This window comes from Streptomyces sp. Root1304 (assembly GCF_001426405.1).
In the GTDB taxonomy this organism is placed as follows: domain Bacteria; phylum Actinomycetota; class Actinomycetes; order Streptomycetales; family Streptomycetaceae; genus Streptomyces.
Genome location: NZ_LMEP01000004.1, coordinates 16,147 through 40,769, shown reverse-complemented (window position 1 = coordinate 40,769; position 24,623 = coordinate 16,147). Strand labels below are relative to the sequence as shown.

The window sequence follows — 24,623 nt, the reverse complement described above, 5'->3', positions numbered from 1 at the left end:
AGCCCCCGCCCGGCGTCACCCCGTGGCGCCGGTACGCCCGAGGGCCAGGTCGAGGATCTGCCGCCACCGCACGGGCGGCAGGGGTACGGGGACACCCGGGCGGTCGCGCGGCACCAGCACCCGCAGCGCCCCCGCGCGGAGCGTGCACACCACCGGGGTGGGCATCCGCAGGGCCTCGCCGTCGACCGCCACCGCGATCTCGTCCGTCCCCGCGGTCACCTCGACGCGCTGGGCGCTCATCACGGTCAGTCCGTTGGACTGCGAGCCCCGTACGGCCAGGTCGGCGGCCTGCCCCGCGTCCTCCACACGGATGCCGAGCACACCCAGCTCACCGTCGTCGAGGCTCGGCCGGCGGCCCGAGCCGCTGAGTTCGTCGGGCGAGACGTACGGGTTGTTGCTGATCAGCAGGGCCTGCTGGGCGGAGAGCGTGGTGTCGTCGACCCGCGCGTCGACCCGTCGTACGCCGTCACCGAGCAGCAGGTCCGGCATGAGGGCCAGCGCCGTGCCCGTCTTGTCGTCGCGGTACTCGGGGTGCTGGACGACGTCGGCGTACACCCCGAAGGACACCGTGTTCACGAACGCCCGGCCGGCCACGTCGCCGAGATCGATCCGCAGCTCCTCGCCGTCGGTCAGCGCGTCCAGGCAGCGGGAGGGGTCGGACCGGTCGAGGCCCAGGTCCATGGCGAAGTGGTTGCGGGTGCCGGCGGAGACCACGAGGAACGGCAGGTCGTGCTCGGCGGCGACCGCGGCGACCAGTGCCTGGGTGCCGTCGCCGCCCGCGACCCCCAGCAGGTCCGCGCCCCCGGCCACCGCCTCCCTCGCCAGCTCGGCGACATCGGCGGGGGCGGACGGGTCGAGCAGAATCACCCGTGCGCCGAGCTCCTCCGCGCGTTCGGCCAGGTGGAACCGGCCCACCTTCCCGCCACCGGACTTCGGGTTCATGATCAGGACCGGTCGGACCGGCGGAGAGGCGGGCGTCGCCCGGGACGACTTCTCCGGCCGCGCGCTGCGCAGCGCCGCCCGTGCGCAGAGCAGCGCCACGGCCCAGCACAGGCACAGGAGGACCGCCGTCAGCCACAGCCCCTTGTACGTGAAGAGCACGACGACGCCCGCGGGAGCCGCCGCCGCGAGGAGCGCGCCCAGCAGCCGTACGGCGCCCCGGTGCGCCACGAACCACCACACGCCGACGGCGCAGGCGACGAGCCCGAGGAGCCCGGCCCCGAGGACGAGCAGCCCGCCCTCCCCCACCGCCAGCACGAGGGCGACCAGCGAACCGATCACCGCGAGCAGGGCGAGACGCGCGAGCAGACGCGCGATCCCTCCGCCGTCGGGACCGGCCACGCGCGTACTGCCCCTGCCCATGGCGTCCTCTCCCTCTCACCGGCGGCGCCCGGACGGGAGCCCCGCCCGGGACACCAGCCTGCACACTCCGGGGCGAGGCGGCATCCCGGTGGGGCCGCGGGTATGACACGGATGGCCGGTCGGACGGACCCGGTGACCCCCGCCGCGCCGGGCCGCGCCCGTCGCTTCCCCGTCGCTCAGATGACGCCCTGCGCCGCCATGGCCTCCGCGACCCTCAGGAATCCGGCCACGTTGGCGCCGAGGACGTAGTCGTCCGTGTTGCCGCCGTACGCCTCCGCCGTGGTCCGGCAGTCGGTGTGGACGTCGCGCATGACGGCGGAGAGACGGGCCTCGGTCTGCTCGAAGGTCCAGCTGTCGCGCGCCGCGTTCTGCTGCATCTCCAGGGCCGAGGTCGCCACGCCGCCCGCGTTCGCGGCCTTGCCGGGGCCGAAGAGGACCCCGGCCTGGCGGAACACCTCCACCGCCTCGGGCGTGCAGGGCATGTTCGCGCCCTCGGCGACGGCACGGACCCCGTTCTTGACCAGGGCCACGGCGTCCTCGCGGCGCACCTCGTTCTGGGTCGCGCAGGGCAGCGCGATGTCGCAGGCCACGTCGTACACCGTGCCCCGGGCCGAGAAGCGCGCGGTCGGCTTCGCCTCCGCGTAGTCGGAGATCCGGGCCCGGCGTACCTCCTTGACCTCCTTCAGCAGCTCCAGGTCGATGCCGTCCTCGTCGACGAGGTAGCCGGAGGAGTCGCTGCACGCCACCACCCGGCCGCCCAGGGCGTGGACCTTCTCCACGGCGTACACGGCCACGTTCCCCGAACCGGAGACGACCACCCGGCGCCCGTCGAAGCCCTCGCCGCGCGTGGCGAGCATCTCCTGCGCGAAGAACACCGCGCCGTACCCGGTGGCCTCGGTGCGCACGTGCGAGCCGCCCCAGCCGACCGGCTTGCCGGTGAGGACGCCGGACTCGTATCGGTTGGTGATCCGCTTGTACTGGCCGAAGAGGTAGCCGATCTCGCGTCCGCCCACGCCGATGTCACCGGCCGGGACGTCGGTGTGCTCGCCCAGGTGACGGTAGAGCTCCGTCATGAAGGACTGGCAGAACCGCATGACCTCGCCGTCCGAGCGGCCCTTGGGGTCGAAGTCGGAGCCGCCCTTGCCGCCGCCGATCGCCATCCCGGTCAGCGCGTTCTTGAAGATCTGCTCGAAGCCGAGGAACTTCACGATGCCGAGATTGACGCTCGGGTGGAAGCGGAGGCCGCCCTTGTACGGGCCGAGGGCGCTGCTGAACTCCACCCGGAAACCCCGGTTGACCCGCACCTTGCCCTGGTCGTCCACCCATGGGACCCGGAAGATCAGCTGCCGCTCGGGCTCGACCAGCCGCTCCAGTATCCCGGTCTCGGCGTACTCGGGGTGCTGTTCGAGGGCGGGCGCGAGGGAGTCGAGGACCTCGGCCGCCGCCTGGTGGAACTCGGCCTCGCCGGGGTTGCGGCGGCGGACCTCTTCGTAGACGGCCTCGATGTGTGAGCTGACGTTCATGGCGGAGTCTCGCCTTCCCTGTGTCCGATGGTTCCGGGCTCCTGTCGCGCGATACGCGCATCCTGCCGGAGTTCCGGCCCGGGCCGCCGAGGGGTCCGGCATCCGGTCCCCGCCGCCCCGGGCCACCACCGGTTCCGGTCAGGGCGCCGTCGGTACGGCCGGCGCCGCGGCCCCGCGGTGCCGGAGGTGCCGGATGTTGACGGCCACCGCCCTGGCCAGCGCCGCCGGGCTCAGGAAGCGCAGCGGGCCGATGAGACGCGAGGCGAACAGGTACATGTGGCGGGCCACCGCCTCGTCGCGCGCCGCCGCCGAGAACACCAGCCGTTCCATGGGGTTGAACGGGCGCCCCTTCGCGTAGTCGGCGGCCAGGTACTGGTGCGGGCGCAGCCGGCGCCGGTGCACGCGCGCGTACCGTGCGAGCGACCGGTCGAGGTCGCCGCGACCGGCGGCGGCGGGGCCGACCGCCTCCGCCAGCCAGTGGGCGGACTGCAGGGCCCAGCCGCATCCCACGCCCCACAGGGGGTCACCGGTCAGGGCCGCGTCGCCGACGAGCGCGAGCCCCGGCGCGGTCGGCTCGCGGCTGAGGAGCGGGTAGTCGAGCGTGCCGATGATCTTCGAGACGCGCTCGGCGTCGTCGACGGGCGGCGCTTCGGGCAGGGCGCGGACGAAGTCGAGGAAGCTGCCCTCCAGGTCCTCCCGGAAGGCGGGCAGCCGCTTCTTGTCCGGGAGGACGGCGAGGACGGTGACCCCGTCGTCGTTCGGGAACGCGTACGCCATGTCGGGTTCGAGGAACCAGGTCTGGCCGATCCCGCCGTGCAGCGGGAGTCCGCGGAAGTGGGCGAGATAGCCGAACCGGCCGTTCTCGTACGTCCGGGTGGGCAGCCCGGCGAACCTCGCGACGGGCGAGTCCTTGCCGTCGGCGCCGACCACGAGGCGGGCCCGGATCTCCCGCTCGCCCTCGCGCGTGGACGCGCGCACCCCGACGGTGCGCCCCCGCGGCCCGTCCTCCCGGAGCAGCCCGGTCACCTGGTGGCCGAGGAGCAGGTCGACGCCGGGGGTCTGCGCCGCGCGGGACCTGATGAGCGGATCGAGGACGCTGCGCCGGATGTTGTACGCGTACGGCAAATCGGGTCCCGTCGCGGCGGCCCTCGGCTCGATCCATCCCCAACGGGTGTACCAGCGGGCCTCGTTGCGGACGGCTCCGGCCTTCTCCAGGTCGGGAAGGAGGCCGAGTTCGTCCAGCACCGGGTGGGCGTTGGCGGTGAGGGAGTGGGTGCAGAGCACCTTGTACGCGGCGGGGTCCGAGCGGCGTTCCAGCAGGGCGACGCGGACGCCGCGGCGCGCGAGCAGGATCGCCGCGGCGCTTCCGGCGAGGCCGGCTCCACTGATGACGACGTCGTACGCGTCCCCCGCGGTCCCAGGCTTGGTCATGCGCTGATCTCCCCCTTGGCTTCGTGACGCCGTCCGCGAGACGGCGCGGCGACCCCACTGCTGTCAGGAGCATGACTGGTTGTCAAGGGCGGGGGCGCGTGCGGCGCGGTCGGCCGGGCGACGCTTCTTGCCGGTCGTCGGCAAGGACGGGGGCGCCCGGGTGCGCGTCAAGAACCTGTCAACGACCCGCGAGGGGCCCATAAGTTCGCTGGTGGCGCGCCGGGAGGCCCGGTCGGCGCCCCGGCCCGAGGAGCATGCGGTGAACGACGACGAGCCCGTCTTCAAGAAGAGCAAGTGGGGTACGAACCGCTACTCCCTCAATCCCCGCAACCCCGTCGGCCTCGGCCTGATCATCGCCACCTCGGTCTTCGCGATCCTCATGGTCGTCCTGATGGAGAACCGCGCCGGCCCCTTCGAGCCCTCCCCCGCACCGACCTGGAGCCCGCACGCGTACACCGACGGACTGTGGCACCCGACGCCGTCGCCGTCGTGAGGCTCAGCGCCCCGGAACGACGGGGCCGGAGTCCCGCCGGGGGCTCAGAGTCCGGCCGGCGGCAGACCCAGGTGCTCGTGGAACGCCCGGCGGCCCGCGTCGGTCACCGAGAGCGCGCGGGTGGTGCCGATCCGCGTGACCCAGCCGGCGGTGAGGGCGTGGCCGCAGAGGGCGGCGCCGACGGCGCCGGCCAGATGGGGGCGGCGCTCGGTCCAGTCCAGGCACGCGCGCACCAGCGGTCGGCGCGAGCCCTCCGGCAGAACGATCCCCGCCCCGGCCAGCCAGTCCGCGCCCTTGTGGGTCAGCCCCGGCTCGGAGCCCCACTCCAGCAGCCCGCGCCCGGCCATCGCGTCGGTGACCGCCAGCGCGAGGGATCCGGCGAGGTGGTCGTAGCAGAGCCGGGCCCGGCCGAGCGCCCGGCCGCGGCCGGAGGCCGACAGCGACCGCGTCCGTACCGCCCGCCGGGGGGCGAGCTCGGCGAGGCTCTCGATCAGATCGACCACCCGGCGGTCGGCCAACCGCACATAGCGGTGGCGTCCGTGCCGCTCCTCGACGAGGAGTCCGCCGCCGACGAGCAGGTTCAGATGCGAGGTCGCCGTGGAGGACGCGACCCCGGCATGGCGGGCGAGCTCGCTCGCCGTCCACGCCCGGCCGTCGAGCAGTGCCAGACAGAAGGAAGCCCGGGTTCCGTCGGCCAGCAGCCCCGCCACGGCCGCCAGGTCCACCCCCACGTCCCGGCCCTCCGCGTCCCTGTCCATGCCCCCATTGTCGCCGTCCTCGGTTCGACGACCGTCGAAGCGTCCGCGCCCTAGCCTCGCCGGGTGCGCGGGGCACACCCCCACGCCCCGCGACCGCACCGGGGGCGCGACCGCCTCCGCCCACCCCCTGGAGGAACCATGGCCGCATCCGACACGACCGCCGGTGCGCCCCCGCGAGGCGGACCCCACCCGGACCTCGCCGTCACCGACGCCCCGGCGCCCGGGGACCTCGCGGCGATCTCCGACGCCCTGGACCGGTTCAACGTCGAGAGGACCGGGGTCGACGACCGCCGCCCTCTCGCCGTCCTCGTCCGTGAGCCCGGGACGCACCGGGTGGTCGGCGGACTCACCGGGCGCACCTCGCTCGGACTGTTCTTCCTCGACCTGTTCTTCCTGCCGCCCGAGCTGCGCGGCGGCGGGCTGGGCGCGGAGATCCTCCGCCGGGCCGAGGGCGAGGCCCGCGCCCGCGGCTGCGCCATGGGCGTGCTCTACACGATCACCTTCCAGGCCCCCGGCTTCTACCGGAAACAGGGGTGGCGGCAGCTGGGGGAGGTTCCCGTCGCTCCGCCGGGCGCCGGCCGCGTCTTCATGACCAAGGACCTCACCGCACGACGTCCCTGACGGACACGGGCCCGTGCGCCCGCGCCGTACCCGCGTCACGGTTCCCAGTACGTGGCCAGCGCCCCCTCCCGGTACGGTGCCGGGCTCACGCTGAGTTCGCCGGCGAAGGGGCGGTCGAGGACGAAGACCAGGAGGAGGCTGAAGCCGATGGTCCGACCGCCGTTCATCGCTTCCTCCAAGCCGCCTCTCATTCGCCATGGAGAGTCACACGTTTTTGTTGCAGATAAGAGGCTCATCCACCTACGGTGTCGCACATGCGGCCCCAACCGTCCTCCAGAACTGGGGCTGGACGACACCAAGGAGTCACGAAGCCCATGTCCCTCGCGCTCACTCCCGCCAGACGCCGCACCGCCGCCGCCGTCCTCACCGCGGCCCTCCTCGTGCCGCTCGCCGCCTGCGGCGACGACTCAGGGAAGGACGGCGCGGGCTCCACCACTCCCGGCTCCGCGCCCTCCGGTTCCGCGAGCGCCGCCCCCGCCGCCGACCTGACGGTGCTCGCCGCGGCCTCCCTGACCGACGTGTTCAGGACCGCCGGTGCCGCGTACGAGAAGTCCCACCCCGGCACGAAGATCACCTTCTCCTTCGCCGGTTCCCAGGAGCTCGTCGCCCAGGTCGCCCAGGGGTCCCCCGCCGACGCCCTGGTCACCGCCGACACCAAGAGCATGGACAAGGTGAGGGCGGACACCGGCACTCCGACGGTCATCGCGAAGAACCGGCTCGTCATCGCCACCGGCAAGGGCAACCCGTTCAAGGTCGACGAGCTGAAGGACCTGGCCGACACCAAGCTGAAGGTCGTCCTCGCCGCGCCCGAGGTCCCGGCCGGCAAGTACAGCAGGAAGATCCTCGACGCCCAGAAGATCACGGTGAAGGCGGTCTCCCAGGAGCCCAACGTCCGCGCCGTCCTCAGCAAGGTCGAGCTGGGCGAGGCCGACGCCGGCCTCGTCTACCGGACGGACGCCGAGAGCGCCAGGGACAAGGTCGCCGCCGTCGAGATCCCCGACGCGCAGAACGCCGTCGCCGAGTACCCCGCCGCCACCGTGAAGGGCTCCGCGAACGCCGAGGCGGCGGCCGCGTTCGTCGCCTGGCTGTCCTCGCCCGAGGCGCAGAAGATCCTCCGGGACGCCGGCTTCCAGAAGCCGTAGCGACCGGAGGGCCGGCCGCCGAGCCCGCCCCTCCCCCTGACCAGGGGGCTGCCCGTTCCGGGGGGACGGGCAGCCCCCTCCGCCGTTCCCGCCGGACGGCCTGGTTTCCTACGTCGTGCAGGACACCGTTCCCTACGTCTTCCAGGACACTCGATGAAACGATCAGGCGTCCGCCGTACGCCCCGGGCCCGCACTCCCGTCACGCTCGTCGTGCCCGCGCTCCTCGCCGTGGCGTTCCTGACCCTCCCCCTGATCGGCGTCCTGGTCCGGACCCAGTGGGACGAACTCGCCGACCACCTCACCTCCCCCGGGACCGTCGAGGCCCTCCGCCTCTCCCTCGTCGTGTCGTTCTGGGCGCTGGGACTCTCGCTGCTGCTCGGCGTCCCGCTCGCCTGGCTGCTCGCCCGGGTGTCCTTCCCCGGCAAGGCGATCGTCCGTTCCCTCGTCCTGCTTCCCATGGTCCTGCCGCCCACCGTCGGCGGTGTGGCGCTGCTGCTCGCCTTCGGCCGGCGCGGACTGCTCGGCCCGTGGCTGGAGGGCACCTTCGGCATCACCCTGCCGTTCCACACCTCCGGCGCCGTCCTCGCGGCCACCTTCGTCGCCATGCCCTTCCTCGTCATCAGTCTGGAGGGCGCCCTCGGCGGGCTCCGGCCGCGGTACGAGGAGACCGCCGCGTCCCTCGGCGCCCCGCCGGTACGGGTCTTCCTCACCGTCACCCTGCCGATGGTCGCGCCCGGACTGATCGCGGGGGCGGCCCTCACCTGGGCGCGGGCGCTCGGCGAGTTCGGCGCCACCATCACCTTCGCCGGCAACCTGCCCGGGACCACCCAGACCCTGCCCCTCCAGGTCTATCTGCTGCTCCAGGACGAGCCGGAGGCCGCCACCTCCGTCTCCCTGCTGCTGCTCGCCATCGCGATGGCCGTACTGATCGCCCTGCGCGGACGCTGGACGGGCACCCCGTCCGACCGCCGCACCCGCCGCCCCGCACCGGACACGGGTGACGACACCCCCGGTCCGGGCCCCTCCTCGGCCCCCTCCCCCGGCGCGGCCGTGCCGCACGGGGAACAGCCCGTCGAGAAGCAGCCCCCCGGGGACCGGAGCTGGGCCCTCCACGCCGAGGTCACCGGCTTCACCCGGCTCACCCTCGACGCCGGACCCGGCACCACCATCGCCGTCGTCGGCCCCAACGGCGCGGGCAAGACCACCCTCCTCCGCGCCCTGCTCGGACTCACCCCGCGCGCCCACGCCACGCTCCGGCTCGGCGACACCGACGTCACCGCGCTGCCACCGCACCGGCGGCACGTCGCCTGGGTCCCGCAGGACGGCGCGCTCTTCCCGCACATGAACGCCCTCGCCAACACCGCCTACGGGCTGCGCGCCCAGGGCGTCCCGCGCGCGGAGGCCCGCCGGGAGGCACGCGCCTGGCTGGACCGGCTCGGCGTGGGGCATCTGGCGCACCGCAGGCCTGCGCAGCTCTCCGGCGGCCAGGCCCAACGCGTCGCCCTCGCACGGGCGCTGGCCGCGCGGCCCCGGCTGCTGGTGCTCGACGAGCCGCTCGCCGCGCTCGACCAGACGACCCGCGCGCAGGTACGGCACACCCTGCGCACCCATCTCGCGGGCTTCGGCGGGGTCTGCCTGATCGTCACCCATGACCCGGTCGAGGCCGTGTCGCTGGCGCAGCGCGTCCTCGTGCTCGACGAGGGGCGCGCCCTCCAGGACGACGCGCCCGCCGAGGTCACCCGGCACCCCCGGTCGCCCTGGGTCGCCCGGATGCTCGGCCGCAACGCCTGGCCGGGGACGGCGACCTCCGAGGGCCTCGCCCTGGACGGGGGCGGCACCCTGGTCGCCGCCGAACCGCCGGAGCCCGGCACCCCGGCCCTGGCGATCGTCGCGCCCGAGGCGGTGTCGCTGCACCGCGAGCGGCCCGGCGGGAGCCCCCGTAACGTCTGGCCCGGCACCGTACGGGAGATCACGGCCAGCGGCAGCAGGCTGCGGGTCCTGGTCGCCTCGGAGCTGGCGCCCGATCTCGTCGCCGAGATCACCCCGCAGGCGGCGGCCGAACTCGGCCTCGCCGACGGGGTGTCCGTATGGACCAGCGTGAAGGCGACGGAGGCGACGATCGTGCCGCTGTGACCGCGCGAGCGGCCCAGGGCGCCGGTACGGGGAGTGGCGCCGAACGAGTGGACTCGCCGGGGGGCGCCCCTTGCCGGGGGCCCGCGGCCCGGGGTGCCGGTGGTGATGTTGCGGTCCGTGACCGTGATGACCCGGAAGAGGCGCTCCGCCATGAGACGTATCCCCTCCCGCAGACTGTTCGCCGCGACGCTGCTCGTGGCGTCCGTGCTGACCCCGATGACGGCGGCCCCCGCCGCGCCCGCCGTCGCCTCGCCCGCGCACTCCGCGCACGCCGTGACCGGCGAGGGCTACGGCGAGGACGACCTCTCCTCCGCCGGGTTCGGCCCGGAGCTGACCGCCCGGCTGGACCGGACGATCGAGGACGTCCGCAGGAAGGCGGGCATCCCCGGTGTCGTCGTCGGCCTGTGGATGCCCGGCAAGGGACGGTACGTACGCGCCACCGGCGTCGCCGACACCAGGACCGGCCGGCCGATGCGCGTCGACACCCGCGTCCGGATCGGCAGCGAGACCAAGACGTTCACGGTGACCGCACTCCTCCAACTCGTCGACGAGGGGAAGGTCCGGCTGGACGACCCGATCTCGGACTACGTCCGCGGCGTCCCCGACGGCGACGACATCACGCTGCGTCACCTCGCCGAGATGCGCAGCGGGCTGTTCCCGTACACCGCCGACCCGGAGTTCGTCCACGATCTGCTGAGCGAGCCGGAGCGCCCGTTCAACCCCTGGGAGGCGCTCTCCTACGGGTACCGGCACGCGAACACCTTCGCTCCGGGCGCGAAGTTCCAGTACTCCAACAGCAATCTGCTGCTGCTCGGCCTGGTCGTCGAGAAGGTCGGCGGGCAGCCGCTCGCCGAGCTCCTCCACCAGCGGGTGGTCCGCCCGGCCCGGCTGCGTCACACCTTCCTCCCGGAGGGCGCCGAGTTCCCCGAGCCGCACGCGCGCGGCTACACCGACCAGACGCTGAGCGGGAAGGTCGCGGACGCCACGGACTGGAACCCCAGTTGGGCATGGGCGGCCGGCGGGATGATCTCGGACCTGCGCGACCTGCGCCACTGGGCCAAGGTCCTCGCCACCGGCGAGCTGCTGAGCCCCGCGACCCAGGCGCAGCGGCTCAGGACGCTGCCGACCCCCTTCCCGGGCACGAGCTACGGTCTCGGGATCCTGAAGACGAACGGGTGGATCGGCCACAACGGCTCGATCCCCGGGTACGAGACCGTGACGGTCTACCTGCCCTCGCAGAAGGCCACCATGGTCATCATGATCAACACGGACAGCCTCAGCCAGGGCCAGGAACCTTCGACGCTGCTCGCCCGCGCGGTCACCGAGGTCGTCACGCCGAAGAACGTCTACGCCGGGGGAATCACCCCGCGCTAGGCCTTCCGAAAGACGGACCCCCGGGCGGCCGGATCCGGGCTCGCGGCCTCGCGTCGGGATCAGGGCAAGGGGGAAACCCTCCTCTTGCCACTTCTAACGTATAGCGCATGGGGGGCCTTGCGGCAAGGCCCCCTTCGTACCGCAGAATCGCTGATCTCGGCCCGCCCGGCCGCGGACTTCGCCTGCAGATACGGGAGATTCACGAAGTGCATGTGTTTTCGTCGGTGGACACGTCGTACGGCACCGGTGCGTTCGACCTTCCCGACCGTCTCTCCTCGAAGGCCGACCCGGCCCTGATCGCCCGCGACGAGCAGCACTTCGCGGCCGTCGAGGAGAGTCTCCGTCAGTCGATCGACGAACTGTCCGACCGGCTCGACGCCACGCGCAGGGCGCCCGGCGGCGCCGGCCGGGAGGCGATGGACCGGGACGCGGAGATCCACCGCCTCACCGGCCGTCTGCGCACCCTGCGCCGCTTCGGCCTCGACCTGTGCCTCGGGCACATCGTCGCCGAGGACGACCCGGAGCCCGTGTACATCGGGCGCCTCGGGCTCACGGACAGCACCGGCCGCCGGCTGCTGCTCGACTGGCGCTCGCCCGCCGCCGAGCCCTTCTTCGCCGCGACCCACGCCCGCCCGATGGGGCTCGTGAGCCGCCGCAGGTACCGCTGGTCCGGCGGGCGCGTCAACGACTACTGGGACGAGGTGTTCACCGCCGACGGCCTCGAAGGGCACGCGGCGCTCGACGACCAGTCCGCGTTCATCGCCAGCCTGGGCGGCAGCCGTTCGCCCCGCATGCGGGACGTGCTCGGCACCATCCAGGCCGACCAGGACGCCATCATCCGGGCCGGCTCGCGCGGCACGCTCGTCGTCGACGGCGGCCCGGGTACGGGCAAGACGGTGGTCGCCCTGCACCGCTCGGCCCACCTCCTCTACGCGGACCCCCGGCTCGGGCACCGCAAGGGCGGCGTCCTGTTCGTCGGCCCGCACCAGCCGTACCTCGCGTACGTCGCCGACGTGCTGCCCAGCCTCGGCGAGGAGGGCGTGCAGACCTGCACCGTGCGGGACCTCGTCGCCGAGGGGGCCCGCGCGGTGGCCGAGACCGATCCCGAGGCCGCCCGGCTGAAGTCGTCCGCGGACATGGTCCGGGCGATCGAGACCGCCGTCGGGTTCTACGAGGAGCCGCCCGCCCGGGGGATGACGGTGTCGACCGACTGGGCCGACATCCGGCTGACCGCCGACGACTGGGCCGAGGCCTTCGACGCGCCGGACTCCGGTACGCCGCACAACGAGGCGCGCGAGCAGATCTGGGAGGAGCTGGCCACGATCCTGCTGGCCAAGCTCGACGGCGAGGTCCCCTTCCACCTGTTCCTGCGCTCCCTGCGGCAGGACGAGGAGCTGGTCAAGGAGGTGCACGGCGCCTGGCCGCTGCTGGAGGCCGCCGACCTGGTCGGGGACCTCTGGTCGGTGCCCGCCTACCTGCGCAAGTGCGCCCCCTGGCTCGACCGCGAGGAGGTGCGGCTGCTCCAGCGCACGGACGCGCAGGCGTGGACGGTCTCCGACCTGCCCCTCCTCGACGCGGCGCGGCAGCGGCTCGGCGACCCCGAGGCGGCCGTGCGCCGGAGGCGGCGGCAGGCCACCCTCGCGGCGGAGCGGGCGCGCATGGCCGATGTCATCGACAACGTGCTCGCGGCCGACGACGACGGCGAGGGCGCGGTGACGATGCTGCGCGGACAGGACCTCAAGGACAGCCTGGTCGACGAGTCCGCGGTCACCGGGACCGAACCCGACCTGCTCGCGGGCCCCTTCGCGCACGTGGTCGTGGACGAGGCCCAGGAGCTGACGGACGCGGAGTGGCAGATGCTGCTCCTCCGCTGCCCGTCCCGCAGCTTCACCATCGTCGGTGACCGCGCCCAGACGCGGCACGGGTTCACCGAGTCGTGGCAGGAGCGGCTGGAGCGGGTCGGGCTCGACCGGATCACCGTGGCGTCGCTGAGCATCAACTACCGGACGCCGGAGGAGGTCATGGCGGAGGCCGAGCCGGCCATCCGCGCGGCGCTCCCGGACGCGAACGTGCCGACCTCGGTGCGCAGCAGCGGCATCCCGGTCGTCCACGGCTCGGCCGCGGACCGCGACGGCATCCTGGAGGACTGGCTGGCCGCGCACGCGGACGGCGTCGCCTGTGTCATCGGCGACCCCTCCTTCCGGGGGTCGGCGCGGGTTCGGTCGCTCACCCCTTCGTTGTCGAAGGGCCTGGAATTCGACCTGGTCGTGCTCGTCGACCCGGAGCGGTTCGGCGAGGGCATCGAGGGTGCGGTCGACCGCTATGTCGCGATGACCAGGGCGACACAGCGGCTCGTCGTCCTCAGGAGCGCGTGAGGGCTCCGGGGTCTGACACCGTGGGACGAACCGGGCCGGTACGTGGGCGCGCCACGGCGGTTCCTGCGATCAGATGACGTATCGATAGGTTCCATGACTCCTACATGCGAGCCCGTGCCCACCTCCGTTCCCCGTGACCCACGTGATCTCCGGGACGCCCGTGACACCCGTGACGCGTTCGTTCCCGGTGGGGAGTGCCCCGAGGTCGCGTCGCTGGTCACGCCGTATCTGCGGATCATCCGTGCCGTGCTGCCGGCCGTCGAGGCGGAACGGTTCTTCATCCGGGCGCTCGCCGCGCACGAGGAGGAACGGCGACGGGCCGGGGCGCCTCAGCTGGGCTTCAGCGCGTACCTCTGGGACGGGCTCGGGGAGACCTGGGGCGGATCGCTGGCGCAGACCTCCGCGTGGGAGGCGATGCAGGCGATCCGCCATGTGGTCCGCAAGGCCCCCCGCGCGGACCTCGCCGCCTATCTGCACCTCGGACTGCGGATGAGCGCCGAGACGCAGGTGCCGGTGGTCGCCTGAGGGAGGGGGGCGGGCTCCTGCCCCCGGAGAATCCGCCGGGTCGGCGCCCGACTCCCGGACCGCGGGGCCGGCCCCGTGCCGGCCCCGCGGCGTGTTCACAGCCGGTCCGGGTTCTCGGGGGCCGCCGTCACGCGTACTGGGCGATCTGGATGAGGTTGCCGCAGGTGTCGTCGAGGATCGCGACGGTGACCGGGCCCATCTCCACGGGCTCCCGGGTGAAGCGGACCCCGAGCCCCCGGAGGCGCTCGTACTCGGCGCGGACGTCGTCGACGGCGAAGGAGGTGAGCGGGATGCCGGCCTCGACGAGGGCCTCCTTGTACACCCGCGCGGCGGGGAGGGCGGTGTCGGGTTCCAGGACCAGTTCGACGCCGTCGGGGTGCTCCGGGGAGACGACGGTCAGCCACCGGTACTCGCCCAGGGGGACCTCGGTCTTCTTCAGGAAGCCCAGCACGTCGGTGTAGAAGCGCAGGGCCTTCTCCTGGTCGTCGACGAGGAGGCCGGCCAGGTTGATCCTCATGTGTGCTCTCCGGTTCGTGGTGCGGGCGTGGGTGCGGATGCGAAGGCGGTACGGGCAGGACGGCGGGCGGGTACGAAGACGGGTACGCGCACGGGTACGCGCGGGGGCCGTGGAACTTCTAGCATCCCGCCCCGCCCTCTCGTGCCGGGACGCGCCGGGCCCGGCCGGACGGGCCCGGTCGTCGCTCCGGGGGTGCGCGCGCGTAGCGTGAGGTCGTCGGCTCCGTCGTCTCTCACCACTGGAGATCCGCTGTGTCCAGCGCCGCCCCGACCCGTACCGCCGTCGTCGAGTCCCTCATGGACCGCTTCCCCGGGCTCCCTCCGGAGGCGGTGTTCAAGGAGGACCTGCTGCGCGGCGGGCTCGCCTTCGACCCGTCCGCGCTGAGCGGCAACGAGGGGGGCGAGGTGAAGCCGAAGTCGTACTTCATCTTCTCCTTCGACCACCGCACTCTGCCGGAGCTCGGGGAGGCGGCGCTGAACCGTCCGCCGGAGGAGATCGTGCTGACCGGCGGTCCGTACGGGCTGCGGCGCACGGTGGTGTCGGTGCGCGTCAACCCGTCCTCCCCCTACCGGGTGGCACCGGACGGCGACGGCGCGCTCGCGCTCTTCCTCGACGGGGTGCGGATCGCGGACGTCGGTCTGCCGCCGATGCCGGAGTACTACCGGCACCCGCTGGCGAACGGCAAGTCCGTGATGGAGGTCGCGCCGACCATCCAGTGGGGGTACCTGATCTACCTCACGGTCTTCCGGGTCTGCCAGTACTTCGGCGCCAAGGAGGAGTGCCAGTACTGCGACATCAACCACAACTGGCGCCAGCACAAGGCGGCGGGCCGCCCGTACACCGGGGTGAAGCCGGTGGACGAGGTCCTGGAGGCCCTGGAGATCATCGACCGCCACGACACCGCCCGCACCTCGACCGCGTACACGCTGACCGGCGGGGCGGTCACCTCGCAGGTCGGCGGGAAGGACGAGGCCGACTTCTACGGGCAGTACGCGCGCGCGATCGAGGAGCGGTTCCCCGGCCGCTGGATCGGCAAGGTCGTCGCCCAGGCGCTGCCGAAGGAGGACGTGCAACGCTTCCACGACTACGGCATCCGGATCTACCACCCCAACTACGAGGTGTGGGACCGGCGGCTGTTCGAGCTGTACTGCCCCGGCAAGGAGCGCTACATCGGCCGGGACGAGTGGCACCGCCGCATCCTGGACTCGGCGGAGGTCTTCGGGCCGCGCAACGTCATCCCGAACTTCGTCGCGGGTGTCGAGATGGCGCGCCCGTCCGGCTTCCTGACCGTGGACGAGGCCATCGCCTCCACCCGGGAGGGCCTGCGGTTCTTCATGTCGCGCGGGATCACCCCCCGGTTCACCACCTGGTGCCCGGAGCCGACGACCCCGCTGGGCCGGGAGAACCCGGACGGCGCCCCGCTGGAGTACCACCTGTGCCTGCTCGAGGCGTACACGGCGACGCTGGAGGAGTACGGGCTGACCGCCCCGCCCGGCTACGGCCCCGCGGGTCCCGGCCGGGCGGTGTTCTCCGTCAGCTCGTTCATGGACGCGCTGCCGCCGGCTCCGGGCGAGTGACCCTCGGGGGGCGGGGGCCCTCCGGGTTCAGACGCGCAGTTCCCTCGCCTCGAAGCGGCCGTCGCCCAGGACCAGGACGAAGGAGACCTGCTGACCCTCGGAGAGGGTGCGCTCCTCGCCCTCGATGTCCTCGGCCCTGAAGTAGACCTGCTCCTCGGAGCCCACGGGGACGACGAATCCGTAGCCGCCGGCGCGGTTGAAGGAATGCACGAACCCTTTGCTTCTGCCCTCCACGGCGGCCTCCTCGTCGTCACCGGCGACGCGGCCGAGGGGAAGGGGGCCCGCGCTCGGCCGCATCCGCGTCTCAGAGGAGGTGTACCCCGCCGGGCCCCGGTTCGCGCGTCGGAGAGGCGCCCCGGGGGCACGTACCGGACACACCCCGCCGTCTCGTACAATGTTCAACAGAGGCCTGGTGCCGGAGATCCCCCGTGTCCGCCACCAGGTCTCGCCCACTTCTCCCTGCGGCGGCCCTCAGGCCGCCCCGCCGCCCGGGTACGCGATCCTCGACGTGATCCGGGCGATGCGCCGCGCCGACTCCCCGGGGTCCGCCACCGGCTGGACGATGTGGCTGACGGTGAGCCGCACGATCGTCTCCACCGCGAGGCCCCGCGACTCCTCGTCGACATCGGGCCAGGCCTCGGTCGCGTACGCCTCCAGCATCGCCATCGCCGTACCGAAGACCGGTTCCGGGCGGGTGGTGAGATAGGCGAGCAGGTCGTCCTCGCCGCCGCGCGCCGCCACCAGGACGCTCTTGATCAGCGGGTTGTCCACCGCCTGCTGGAGCACGTAGCCGACCCCGGCCGCGGCCGCGGCCTCCAACCGGCCCCGGTGGGCGTCGAGTTCGCGCTGGATGCCGACGAGGAAGCCCTCCAGCTCGCGCTGGACCAGCGCGTTGCCGATGGCCTCCTTCGAGCCGAACTCGTTGTAGAGGGTCTGCCGACTGATCCCCGCGGCCCGCGCGATGGAGGTCATGCGCAGCCCGCCCCAGCCGTCGGCGGCGACGAGGCCGTAGGCGGCGTCGAGCACCTGCTCACGCAACAGGGACCGAACACTCTCGCGAAAACGTGTCATCGTGCCCCCACTTTATCCATCGGGCCCCGCCCAAAGCATTGACGCTTCACGGGTGAGACGTCTAAGAACTGGACACTGAGCAAGTGAAGTGTCCACCACGTGTCCTTCCTCGTGAGGAGCCGGCATGGCCCTGCACAGCGACCCTCCCGCGACACCCCCGACGGTCCCCGCCGTCTGGCGCGATCCCAAGCGCTGGCTCTGGCTCCTCGGCCTGCTGATCCCGGCCTTCCCGTTCCTCTCCTGGGGCCTGGTGTCCGCGACCGGGCTGCGGGTCTTCTGGTGGACCGGGGTCCTCGTCCTGTACGCGGTCTTCCCCGTGGTCGACCACCTCATCGGCAAGGACTCGGCCAACCCGCCCGACAGCGCGCTCGCCCACCTCGAACAGGACCGCTACTACCGCTGGTGCACGTACCTCTACCTGCCCCTCCAGTACGCCGGCCTCGTCCTCGGCTGCTGGCTGATCGCCCGGGGCGACCTCGCCGTCGTGGACCGGATCGGGCTCATGTTCACCCTCGGCGGCGTCGCGGGCATCGCGATCAACACCGCCCATGAACTCGGGCACAAGACGGAGTCGCTGGAGCGCAGGCTGTCCCGGATCGCGCTCGCCCAGACCTGGTACGGCCACTTCTACGTCGAGCACAACCACGGCCACCACATCCGCGTCGCCACCCCCGAGGACCCGGCGAGCGCCCGGCTCGGCGAGAGCTTCTGGCGGTTCCTGCCCCGGACCGTCGCCGGCAGCCTGACCTCGGCCTGGCGTCTGGAGAAGCGCCGGCTCGCCCGCAGGGGCCGGTCCGTGTGGAGCCCGCGCAACACCGTCCTCGGCTCCTGGTCGCTGTCGTTCGCACTCTTCGCCGCGCTCGCGCTCGCCTTCGGGCCGGGGGTCCTGCCGTATCTCGCGGGGCAGGCGGTGTTCGGCTTCTGTCTGCTCGAAGTCATCAACTACACCGAGCACTACGGCCTCAAGCGCCAACTCCTCGCGAGCGGCCGGTACGAGCGCTGCGCCCCGCGCCACAGCTGGAACAGCGACAACGTCGCCTCCAACGTCTTCCTCTACCACCTCCAGCGGCACAGCGACCACCACGCCCACCCCACCCGCCGCTACCAGGCGCTGCGCCACTTCGAGGAGGCCCCCGAGATGCCGACCGGCTACGCCGGGATGATCGTCCTCGCCTACGTCCCGCCGCTCTGGCGCCGGGTCATGGACCCCCGCGTCCTGGCGCACTACGACGGCGACATCACCCGCGCCAACCTCCAGCCGTCCCGCCGCGCCCGGCTGCTCGCGCGGTACGGGACGACCACCTGATCGCGTCCGAGAGGTGGCGCGCGGTCCGGTGTCAGGCGCCGGGGACGGCCGTCCTCGTCAGCCACGGGGCGGCGGCCGCGAGCAGGGCCGTCACGCCGAGGGGGACGGTCGGCCCGGGAACGGGGGCGAAGTGCGGCGAGTGGTTGGCGGGGACGGTGTCCGGGAGGCCGTCCTCCAGGAGGGAGCCGGGGTCGATGCCCGCGTAGAGGGCGGGGTCGGCGCCACCGAAGTGCCAGAAGACGGAGGGGACGCCGAGCGCGGTCCCGAAGGTGCCGAAGTCCTCGCTGCCGGTGATGATCTGGGTGAGCGTGAAGACCCGTCCCTCGCCGAGGACTTCGGTGAGGGAGTCCTGCACCACGGCCGTCGCCGCCGCGTCGTTGACGGTGACCGGGAAGGAGTTGAGCGGGGTGAACTCGGGCTCCTTGGGGGCACCCGAGGCGACGGCCTCGGCCCGGACGATGCGCGTGACGGCGGCCAGGATCCGCTCCCGCACGGCCGGGGTCGTCGAGCGGACGTTGATCCACAGCTCTGCGGTGTCCGGGATGATGTTCTCCTTCGTCCCGGCGTGCAGCGCGCCGACGGTGACGGCACCGGTCTGCGCGGGACCGATCTCCCGGGAGACCACCGTCTGCAGCCGCATCACGACCGCCGCGGCGAGCACCACGGGGTCGACGGCCGTCTCCGGGGAGGAACCGTGGCCGCCCCGGCCGAAGAGGGTCACCCGGAAGCTGTCGGAGGCCGCCATCACCGGGCCCGGCCGGGTCCCCACGAAGCCGACCGGAGCGGGGGCCACGTGCTGGCCGAGGCAGACCTCGGCGCGCGGGAAGCGGTCGAGGAAGCCGTCCTCGATCATGGCGGGCGCGCCGCCGACCTCCTCGGCGGGCTGGAAGACGGCGACGACCGTGCCCTGCCAGGCCTCCCGGTGGGCGGCGAGCTGGGCGGTGGCGCCGAGCAGACAGGTGACGTGCATGTCGTGCCCGCAGGCGTGCATGACGGGCACCTCGTTGCCGTCGGGGTCGGTGCCGGTCGCGGTGGAGGCGTACGGCAGTCCGGTCTCCTCCTTGACGGGGAGGGCGTCCATGTCGGCGCGGAGCAGGACGACGGGGCCGGGCCCGTTGGCGAGGACGCCGACGACTCCGGTGCGCCCGACGCCCTCGGTGACCTCCCAGCCCTGGGCCCGCAGCCGCCCGGCGACGACTCCGGCGGTGCGGAACTCCTGGAACGACAGCTCGGGATGGGCGTGCAGGTCCTCGTAGAGGGCGAGGAGGTCCGGCAGCCGTCCGTCGAGGCCGGAGAGGAGCGGGGCGAGGGAGGTGGCGGCGGCTTCGGTGGTCATGCGGGGTCCTTTGCGGTGCTGGGGGACGGGGTCGTCGCCGGTTCGCCGGCGGCGGCGCGGAAGGCGGCCGCGTCCTGGGGGGTGAGGCAGGCCATGACGGCGGCGATCAGCGCGCCGAGGACGAGGAAGCCGAAGGCGACCTGGAAGGAGAAGGCGTCGGCGAGGGCCCCCATGACGGGCGGGGCGATCATGCCGGCGACCTGGCCGCCGAAGATCACGACGGCGCTGCCCGCGCCCACGTACGCCGGGGAGAGACCGGCGAGGGGGACGGCGAAGATCGGCATGTACGCGAGGGAGGCGGCGAAGACGGCGACGGTGCCGAAGACGACGAAGCCGGCGACGGAGGGCGAGCCCGCCATGAGGAGGAGGGCGACGGCCGCGACGGCCATGCCGGGGACGATGATCCTGCGGTGGTGGCCGCCGAGCCGGTCGGCGAGCCGCCCGCCGAGGACGGTGGCGAGCGCGGCACCGAGCGCGGGGACGGCGATGAGGGCTCCCGCCGAGGTGAGGGAGACCCCGTGTTCCTCGCTGAGATACGACGGGACCCAGGTGTTGAGCCCCCAGACGATCGTGTTGTAGCCGAACATCATGAAGGCGAAGCGCCACAGGACACCCTTGCCGAGGACCGCGCGGAGGGCCGGCCGGGCGGTCCCGGGGGCGGCGTCCCGCGCGTCTTCCGTACGGGGCAGGGGGGCCGGGAGCCAGCGGCGTACGGCGAGGAGGGCGAAGACGCCGAGGGCGGCGGTCGACCAGAAGGCCGAGCGCCAGCCGAAGACCGCGACGAGCGGGGCGACGCACAGCGGGGTGATGACGGCGGCGAGGGCGTTGGAGCTCATGACCGTGCCGTTGGCGCTCATGCGCTCCTCGGGCCGGGTCCGCTCGACCAGGACCTTCGTCGCGGCGGGCGGGAAGATCCCCTCGGCCGCACCGAAGGCGAAGCGCAGGGCGAGCAGCACGGCGAAGGACCAGGCGAAGCCGGTGAGGGCGGTGAAGACCGACCAGGTCAGCAGCGCCCAGAGGGTCACCCGCCGGCCGCCGAACCGGTCGGCGAGCAGGCCGCCGGGGATCTGGCAGAGGGCGTAGGCGAGGAAGAAGGCGGAGACGACGAGCCCCTGCTGGGTGCGGTCGAGGTCGAACTCGGCACCGAGGGAGGGCAGGACGAGGTTGATCACGAGCCGGTCGGCGTAGTCGACCAGCCAGGCCGCGAAGAGCAGGACGACCGTGACGCGGACGGTTCTGCGGTGTGCGGCCGACGCCCCCGGGGACGCGGGAAGGGTCGGAGCAGGCACAGTACTCCTCTCACCGGTGGCCGAATCTGGTGGTCGGCCGGAAGTGCCCCTACGATCCGGTCCGTGAGCGAGAACCCTTCCGGAATGCCGGAAAGCCTCAGAGAGGACGCCTCCGCACCGGATTCCCGCACGGAGGGCGCTCTCGCCGGCTTCTCCGAGCTGGATCTGGCGCTGATCGACGCCCTGCAGGCGGCCCCCCGGGCGCCGTGGACCCGGATCGGGCAGGCGCTCGGCGTGAACGCGACGACGGCCGCCCGCCGCTTCGAACGGCTCCGCGCCGAGGGGCTCGCCTGGGTCACCGCGTACGACGCGGCGAAGACGGCCACGGTCGCCTATGTGGAGGTGCGCTGCCGGCCGCGCGCCTTCGACCGGGTGAGCGCGGCGGTGACGGCGCTGCCCTGGGTGTTCAGCGTCGACGAGACGGCCGGGGACTTCGACCTGTTCCTCTCCGTCGCCGCCCCGGACCTGCCGTCCCTGGGGCGTGCGGTGCACCGGGGGATCGGCGGTCTCCGCGGCGTCCGCTCCACCCGGACCCGGCTGGGCATCACGCTGTACGGAGAGGGCCGCGACTGGCGGATGCGGGCGATGAACCCCGCCGGGCGCGCCGAACTGGGCGGCGGCCCGGCCGCCCGGCCACGCACCTACAGCACCCATCTCCACGAGCGGCCGTCGCCGCAGGACCAGGCACTCCTCACCGCGCTCGGTGCCGACGGACGGCTCGGCTACGGGGAACTCGGCGCGCTGACGGGCATGAGCGAGCACACGGCCCGGCGCCGGCTCCAGCGGATGCTCCGGGACGGGGACATCACGCTGCGCTGCGACCTGGCGCATCCGATGGCGGGGCTGTCCACGACGGTGGTCTACCGGACCTCGGTACCGCACGCGCTCCTGGAGCAGACGGGCCATGCTCTCGCCCGGCTGGAGCAGGTGCGGATGTGCGTGTCGGTGAGCGGCCCGTACAACCTGCTCGTCCTGGTCTGGCTGCACGGCCTCGGTGCGGTGGACCGCTTCGAGGCGCTGCTCGCGGAGCGTTTCCCGGCCCTGGAGGTACGGGACCGGACGGTGGCCCTGCACTCCCCCAAGCGGATGAGCTGGCTCCTCGACGAGCACGGGCGGGCCACGGGCCGGGTCCCGCTGGGGCTGCCCGAGCACTGAGGGGCGGCGGCCGGGAGCTGCCGGACGCGGTGCGGACGAAGAGAGGTGCCGGACGCGGTGCGGGCGAAAGGAGGTGCCACGGCGCGCCGTCGCTCCCGTAAGGACCCGGTCGGGGGTGGGGCCGGGGGGAGGCGGCGGTGCGCCGTGGCACCGGTCTGTGAGGAGTGGGGCGGGTTACGAGGCGATGCTCGGGTCCGGGTCGAGGGCGGCGGTCCCTCCGTCGAGGACGACGGACGCGCTCTCGGGGCCGGGCTCGTCGGGGCGGACCACGCAGGAGAGGGCGGTGGCCTGACGGAGGGTCTCCGTCAGGTTCTGCCAGTCGAGCGCGGGCCGGGTCTCGGGGCGGCCGTGGACCAGGGACGCGTTCCACCGCATCCGGGGGACGCCCGGGAGGGGCCGCAGTCCGCCGGCCTCCTGGTGGGAGGCGGCGAGGGCCATGGGGAGCATGGCGCAGCCGAGGCCGGACTGGGTGGCGGCGCGGACGCCGGCCATGGAGCCGAGCTCGTGGATCTCGGGAGGGCTGTCGCAGCGCAGGCGGAGGAACTCGGGCAGCCAGCGCTGCGAGGGACAGTCGGGGTCGGCGATGACGACCTGGCGGCCGAGGTTGCCGCGCCGGTGTCCGACGCTCGTGACGGGCACGAACTCGACTTCCTGGAGGCGCACTTCTGTCAGGTCGTCGGAGCGTTCGGTGTGCAGCTGGTCGGCTAAAAGAGCGGCCGGGTCGTCCGCGTCGACGACGGTGAGCACGAGGGCCCCGTCGATCGCTCCGGACCGGAAGGCGTCGTGCACCTCGGCGGTCCCCATCACGCGCAGGGCGAGCTGGACGCCGGAGAGCAGCCGCCGCCCGAGGTGGGTGACCCGGGCGAGCTGCTGCCCGTACGCGAGGGCGGGGACGATCCCGACGGTCAGCCGGGGCGGGTTGGCCGCGGGCCGGCGCAGGGCGGTCTCCATCTCGCCGACGAGAGTGAGGATCTGGCGCGCGTAGTCACGCAGGACGGTTCCGGAGTGGGTGAGCCGGACCCCGTTGGGAAGCCGCTCGAAGACGGGTTCTCCCACCTGCCTCTCCAGGGCACGCATCTGTGCCGTGACGCTGGACTGCGAGTACCCGAGGCGTCGCGCCGCCTGGGTGAAGGACCCGGTCAGGGTCACCTCGCGGAAGGTCCGAAGGGTTCTTGCGTCGATGTCCACGTGAATTCCCCCCTGCCGCGCGCAGGCGGCAGTTCCTCGCACCGGGTGAATGGTCGGCCACCCGCTTCGATCGCCCCAGTCGGTCTGTCACCAACAGCCGCAGGGGTGCCGGACGCCTCTGCGCGCCCGGCACCCCTGCTCGGCCGCGAAGACTCTACTCGGCGAGGTGGGCCGGGACCAACGGAAAGTCCAAGTCCGGCTGCGCAACGTGATTGAAGAAGTTCGACAGCACGTTCAGCGCGACGTGGCCGACGATCTCCGCGATCTCGGCGTCGGTCACGCCGGCGGCGCGGGCGTCGGTGAGGGACTCGTCGGTGACGCGGCCGCCGGTGGCCATGACGGCGCCGGCGAAGCGGAGCACCTGGTCCATGTGCGGGTCGCCGGCGTCGGTGCCGCGGCGGGTGTCGAGCAGTTCCTGCTCGCTCAGGCCGACCTTGCCGCCGCGCAGGGTATGCGCGGAGACGCAGTAGGTGCAGTCGTTGCGCTGCGCGATGTAGAGCGCGAGCTGCTCACGCTGCCGGGCGCTGAAGCTGCCGCCGACCAGGGCCTCGCGCATGGCGAGGTAACCGCGGAGCGCGGAGGGGCCGTTGGCGAGGGCCGCGTAGAGGTTCGGCAGCTTGCCGAGCTGCTTGAGGGTGCCTTCGAGCAGCTCGCGCTGCTCCTCGTTGGCGGTCTCGACGGTCAGTTGGGGCAGGCGGGGCATGGAGCTCTCCTTGAGCCGGAGCAAGACGGAACTGGTCGGTACCATCCAGACGGTACCGATCGGTTCCATCTGGCGCAACGGGAGGCGGTCACTCCGCCTGTCGCATCGGAATCACCTATACGGCACCGAGTGGTACCGTCTGGTATGGCCACGAACGCGAAAGAACGGCTCCTCAGTGCGGCGGAGCGCCTGTTCTACGAAGAGGGGATCCGGGCCGTGGGCATCGAGCGGATCCTGTCCGAATCCGGAGTCGGCCGCGCCTCCTTCTACCGCCACTTCCCCAGCAAGGACGACGTGGTCGTCGAGGTGCTGCGCCGGCGCGACGACATGTGGCGCGCCTGGCTCGACGGCCGGATCGCGGTCAGTGAGCGCACACCCGAGGAACTTCCGCTCGCGCTCTTCGACGGCCTAGCGGAGCGCTTCGCCGCGGCCTCGTTCCGGGGCTGCGCCTTCATCAACACGATGGTGGAGACGGCCGATCCGGACAGCCCGGCGCACCAGGTGGCCGCCGAGCACAAGGAGAAGGTGATCGGCGTCCTCGACCGCCTCCTCACCGAGGGCGGCTACCGCGACCACGAGGGCCTGGCCCGCCAGCTCGCACTGCTGGGCGACGGGGCCATCGTGACGGCGGTGCGCGAGGGCACGGCGGAGGCGGCGGTACGCGCGCGGGGCGTGGCGGAGGTCCTGCTGCGCACGGCGGAACGGGAGCGGGTCGGGAGCTGAGGGCCCGCCGCGGCCGGCGGG

23 protein-coding genes are annotated in these 24,623 nt (G+C 73.2%); 11 read left to right on the top strand and 12 right to left on the bottom strand.

All coding sequences use genetic code 11. From position 1 onward, the window contains the following. Positions 1-15: 15 nt before the first annotated feature. The 3 genes from ASD33_RS08070 to ASD33_RS08060 all read right to left on the bottom strand — a co-directional run bounded on the left by ASD33_RS08070 (position 16) and on the right by ASD33_RS08060 (position 4,316). The gene (locus ASD33_RS08070) at positions 16-1,362 is read right to left on the bottom strand and encodes a diacylglycerol kinase family protein (protein WP_056555726.1); all 1,347 of its coding nucleotides are present in this window, start codon (positions 1,360-1,362) and stop codon (positions 16-18) included. A gap of 176 nt (positions 1,363-1,538) precedes the next feature. Then, positions 1,539-2,885 (bottom strand): NADP-specific glutamate dehydrogenase, encoded by a 1,347-nt coding sequence (gene gdhA / locus ASD33_RS08065; protein ID WP_056555722.1) that lies wholly within the window; start codon positions 2,883-2,885, stop codon positions 1,539-1,541. 138 nt (positions 2,886-3,023) lie between these two features. Further along, on the bottom strand, positions 3,024-4,316 hold the full coding sequence (locus tag ASD33_RS08060; protein ID WP_056555720.1) for an NAD(P)/FAD-dependent oxidoreductase: 1,293 nt from the start codon (positions 4,314-4,316) through the stop codon (positions 3,024-3,026). Between the two features lie 259 nt (positions 4,317-4,575). Here ASD33_RS08060 and ASD33_RS08055 point away from each other — a divergent pair, with 259 nt between their 5' ends. Then, on the top strand, positions 4,576-4,809 hold the full coding sequence (locus tag ASD33_RS08055; protein WP_056555717.1) for a hypothetical protein: 234 nt from the start codon (positions 4,576-4,578) through the stop codon (positions 4,807-4,809). 44 nt (positions 4,810-4,853) lie between these two features. Here ASD33_RS08055 and ASD33_RS08050 read toward each other — a convergent pair whose 3' ends face one another. After that, positions 4,854-5,567, bottom strand: coding sequence for a winged helix-turn-helix domain-containing protein (locus ASD33_RS08050; protein WP_056555714.1), 714 nt, complete (start codon positions 5,565-5,567; stop codon positions 4,854-4,856). 138 nt (positions 5,568-5,705) lie between these two features. Here ASD33_RS08050 and ASD33_RS08045 point away from each other — a divergent pair, with 138 nt between their 5' ends. Beyond that, positions 5,706-6,188, top strand: coding sequence for a GNAT family N-acetyltransferase (locus ASD33_RS08045; RefSeq protein ID WP_056555711.1), 483 nt, complete (start codon positions 5,706-5,708; stop codon positions 6,186-6,188). 35 nt (positions 6,189-6,223) lie between these two features. Here ASD33_RS08045 and ASD33_RS36750 read toward each other — a convergent pair whose 3' ends face one another. Continuing rightward, the gene (locus ASD33_RS36750) at positions 6,224-6,355 is read right to left on the bottom strand and encodes a hypothetical protein (RefSeq protein ID WP_277922082.1); all 132 of its coding nucleotides are present in this window, start codon (positions 6,353-6,355) and stop codon (positions 6,224-6,226) included. A 147-nt stretch (positions 6,356-6,502) separates the two neighbouring features. On the opposite strand from ASD33_RS36750, the gene modA reads away from it, so the two are divergent. From modA to ASD33_RS08020, 5 genes are all read left to right on the top strand, one after another. After that, on the top strand, positions 6,503-7,330 hold the full coding sequence (gene modA, locus ASD33_RS08040; protein ID WP_056555707.1) for a molybdate ABC transporter substrate-binding protein: 828 nt from the start codon (positions 6,503-6,505) through the stop codon (positions 7,328-7,330). A 153-nt stretch (positions 7,331-7,483) separates the two neighbouring features. Then, positions 7,484-9,463 (top strand): ABC transporter permease, encoded by a 1,980-nt coding sequence (locus ASD33_RS08035; RefSeq protein WP_056555704.1) that lies wholly within the window; start codon positions 7,484-7,486, stop codon positions 9,461-9,463. 150 nt (positions 9,464-9,613) lie between these two features. After that, positions 9,614-10,837, top strand: a complete 1,224-nt coding sequence (locus ASD33_RS08030; RefSeq protein ID WP_056556158.1) for a serine hydrolase domain-containing protein — start codon at positions 9,614-9,616, stop codon at positions 10,835-10,837. A 224-nt stretch (positions 10,838-11,061) separates the two neighbouring features. Continuing rightward, positions 11,062-13,212 (top strand): RNA polymerase recycling motor ATPase HelR, encoded by a 2,151-nt coding sequence (helR, locus tag ASD33_RS08025; RefSeq protein ID WP_056555701.1) that lies wholly within the window; start codon positions 11,062-11,064, stop codon positions 13,210-13,212. A 114-nt stretch (positions 13,213-13,326) separates the two neighbouring features. Continuing rightward, positions 13,327-13,737, top strand: coding sequence for a hypothetical protein (locus ASD33_RS08020; RefSeq protein ID WP_056555698.1), 411 nt, complete (start codon positions 13,327-13,329; stop codon positions 13,735-13,737). A 127-nt stretch (positions 13,738-13,864) separates the two neighbouring features. On the opposite strand, the gene ASD33_RS08015 is transcribed toward ASD33_RS08020, so the two are convergent. Continuing rightward, positions 13,865-14,254, bottom strand: a complete 390-nt coding sequence (locus tag ASD33_RS08015; RefSeq protein WP_056555695.1) for a VOC family protein — start codon at positions 14,252-14,254, stop codon at positions 13,865-13,867. A gap of 296 nt (positions 14,255-14,550) precedes the next feature. On the opposite strand from ASD33_RS08015, the gene ASD33_RS08010 reads away from it, so the two are divergent. Further along, positions 14,551-15,831, top strand: a complete 1,281-nt coding sequence (locus ASD33_RS08010; RefSeq protein WP_056556155.1) for a radical SAM protein — start codon at positions 14,551-14,553, stop codon at positions 15,829-15,831. Positions 15,832-15,858: 27 nt separating this feature from the next. Here ASD33_RS08010 and ASD33_RS08005 read toward each other — a convergent pair whose 3' ends face one another. Both ASD33_RS08005 and ASD33_RS08000 read right to left on the bottom strand, forming a co-directional pair. Next, positions 15,859-16,041, bottom strand: coding sequence for a cold shock domain-containing protein (locus ASD33_RS08005; RefSeq protein WP_079044659.1), 183 nt, complete (start codon positions 16,039-16,041; stop codon positions 15,859-15,861). Positions 16,042-16,302: 261 nt separating this feature from the next. Continuing rightward, positions 16,303-16,902 (bottom strand): TetR family transcriptional regulator, encoded by a 600-nt coding sequence (locus ASD33_RS08000; RefSeq protein ID WP_056555693.1) that lies wholly within the window; start codon positions 16,900-16,902, stop codon positions 16,303-16,305. 124 nt (positions 16,903-17,026) lie between these two features. Between ASD33_RS08000 and ASD33_RS07995 the strand changes: the two genes are divergently transcribed. Continuing rightward, positions 17,027-18,208, top strand: coding sequence for an alkane 1-monooxygenase (locus ASD33_RS07995; protein ID WP_056555690.1), 1,182 nt, complete (start codon positions 17,027-17,029; stop codon positions 18,206-18,208). A gap of 31 nt (positions 18,209-18,239) precedes the next feature. Here the strand turns inward: ASD33_RS07995 and ASD33_RS07990 are convergent, their stop codons facing one another. Next, entirely contained in the window at positions 18,240-19,544 is a 1,305-nt protein-coding gene (locus ASD33_RS07990) for an amidohydrolase (RefSeq protein WP_056555687.1), read from the bottom strand. Further along, on the bottom strand, positions 19,541-20,833 hold the full coding sequence (locus ASD33_RS07985; RefSeq protein ID WP_056555683.1) for an MFS transporter: 1,293 nt from the start codon (positions 20,831-20,833) through the stop codon (positions 19,541-19,543). The genes ASD33_RS07990 and ASD33_RS07985 overlap by 4 nt, the downstream gene beginning before the upstream one ends. Before the next feature lie 63 nt (positions 20,834-20,896). Between ASD33_RS07985 and ASD33_RS07980 the strand changes: the two genes are divergently transcribed. Continuing rightward, the gene (locus ASD33_RS07980) at positions 20,897-21,988 is read left to right on the top strand and encodes an Lrp/AsnC family transcriptional regulator (protein WP_242426871.1); all 1,092 of its coding nucleotides are present in this window, start codon (positions 20,897-20,899) and stop codon (positions 21,986-21,988) included. Between the two features lie 174 nt (positions 21,989-22,162). On the opposite strand, the gene ASD33_RS07975 is transcribed toward ASD33_RS07980, so the two are convergent. Together ASD33_RS07975 and ASD33_RS07970 are read right to left on the bottom strand one after the other, a co-directional pair. Beyond that, positions 22,163-23,176 carry a LysR family transcriptional regulator gene (locus tag ASD33_RS07975; RefSeq protein ID WP_056555677.1) on the bottom strand — a complete coding sequence of 338 codons (1,014 nt, stop codon included), beginning with the start codon at positions 23,174-23,176 and terminating at the stop codon, positions 22,163-22,165. Between the two features lie 154 nt (positions 23,177-23,330). Then, positions 23,331-23,879 (bottom strand): carboxymuconolactone decarboxylase family protein, encoded by a 549-nt coding sequence (locus ASD33_RS07970; RefSeq protein WP_063991913.1) that lies wholly within the window; start codon positions 23,877-23,879, stop codon positions 23,331-23,333. Between the two features lie 144 nt (positions 23,880-24,023). Here ASD33_RS07970 and ASD33_RS07965 point away from each other — a divergent pair, with 144 nt between their 5' ends. Continuing rightward, positions 24,024-24,602, top strand: a complete 579-nt coding sequence (locus tag ASD33_RS07965; protein WP_056555670.1) for a TetR/AcrR family transcriptional regulator — start codon at positions 24,024-24,026, stop codon at positions 24,600-24,602. Positions 24,603-24,623: the final 21 nt, after the last annotated feature.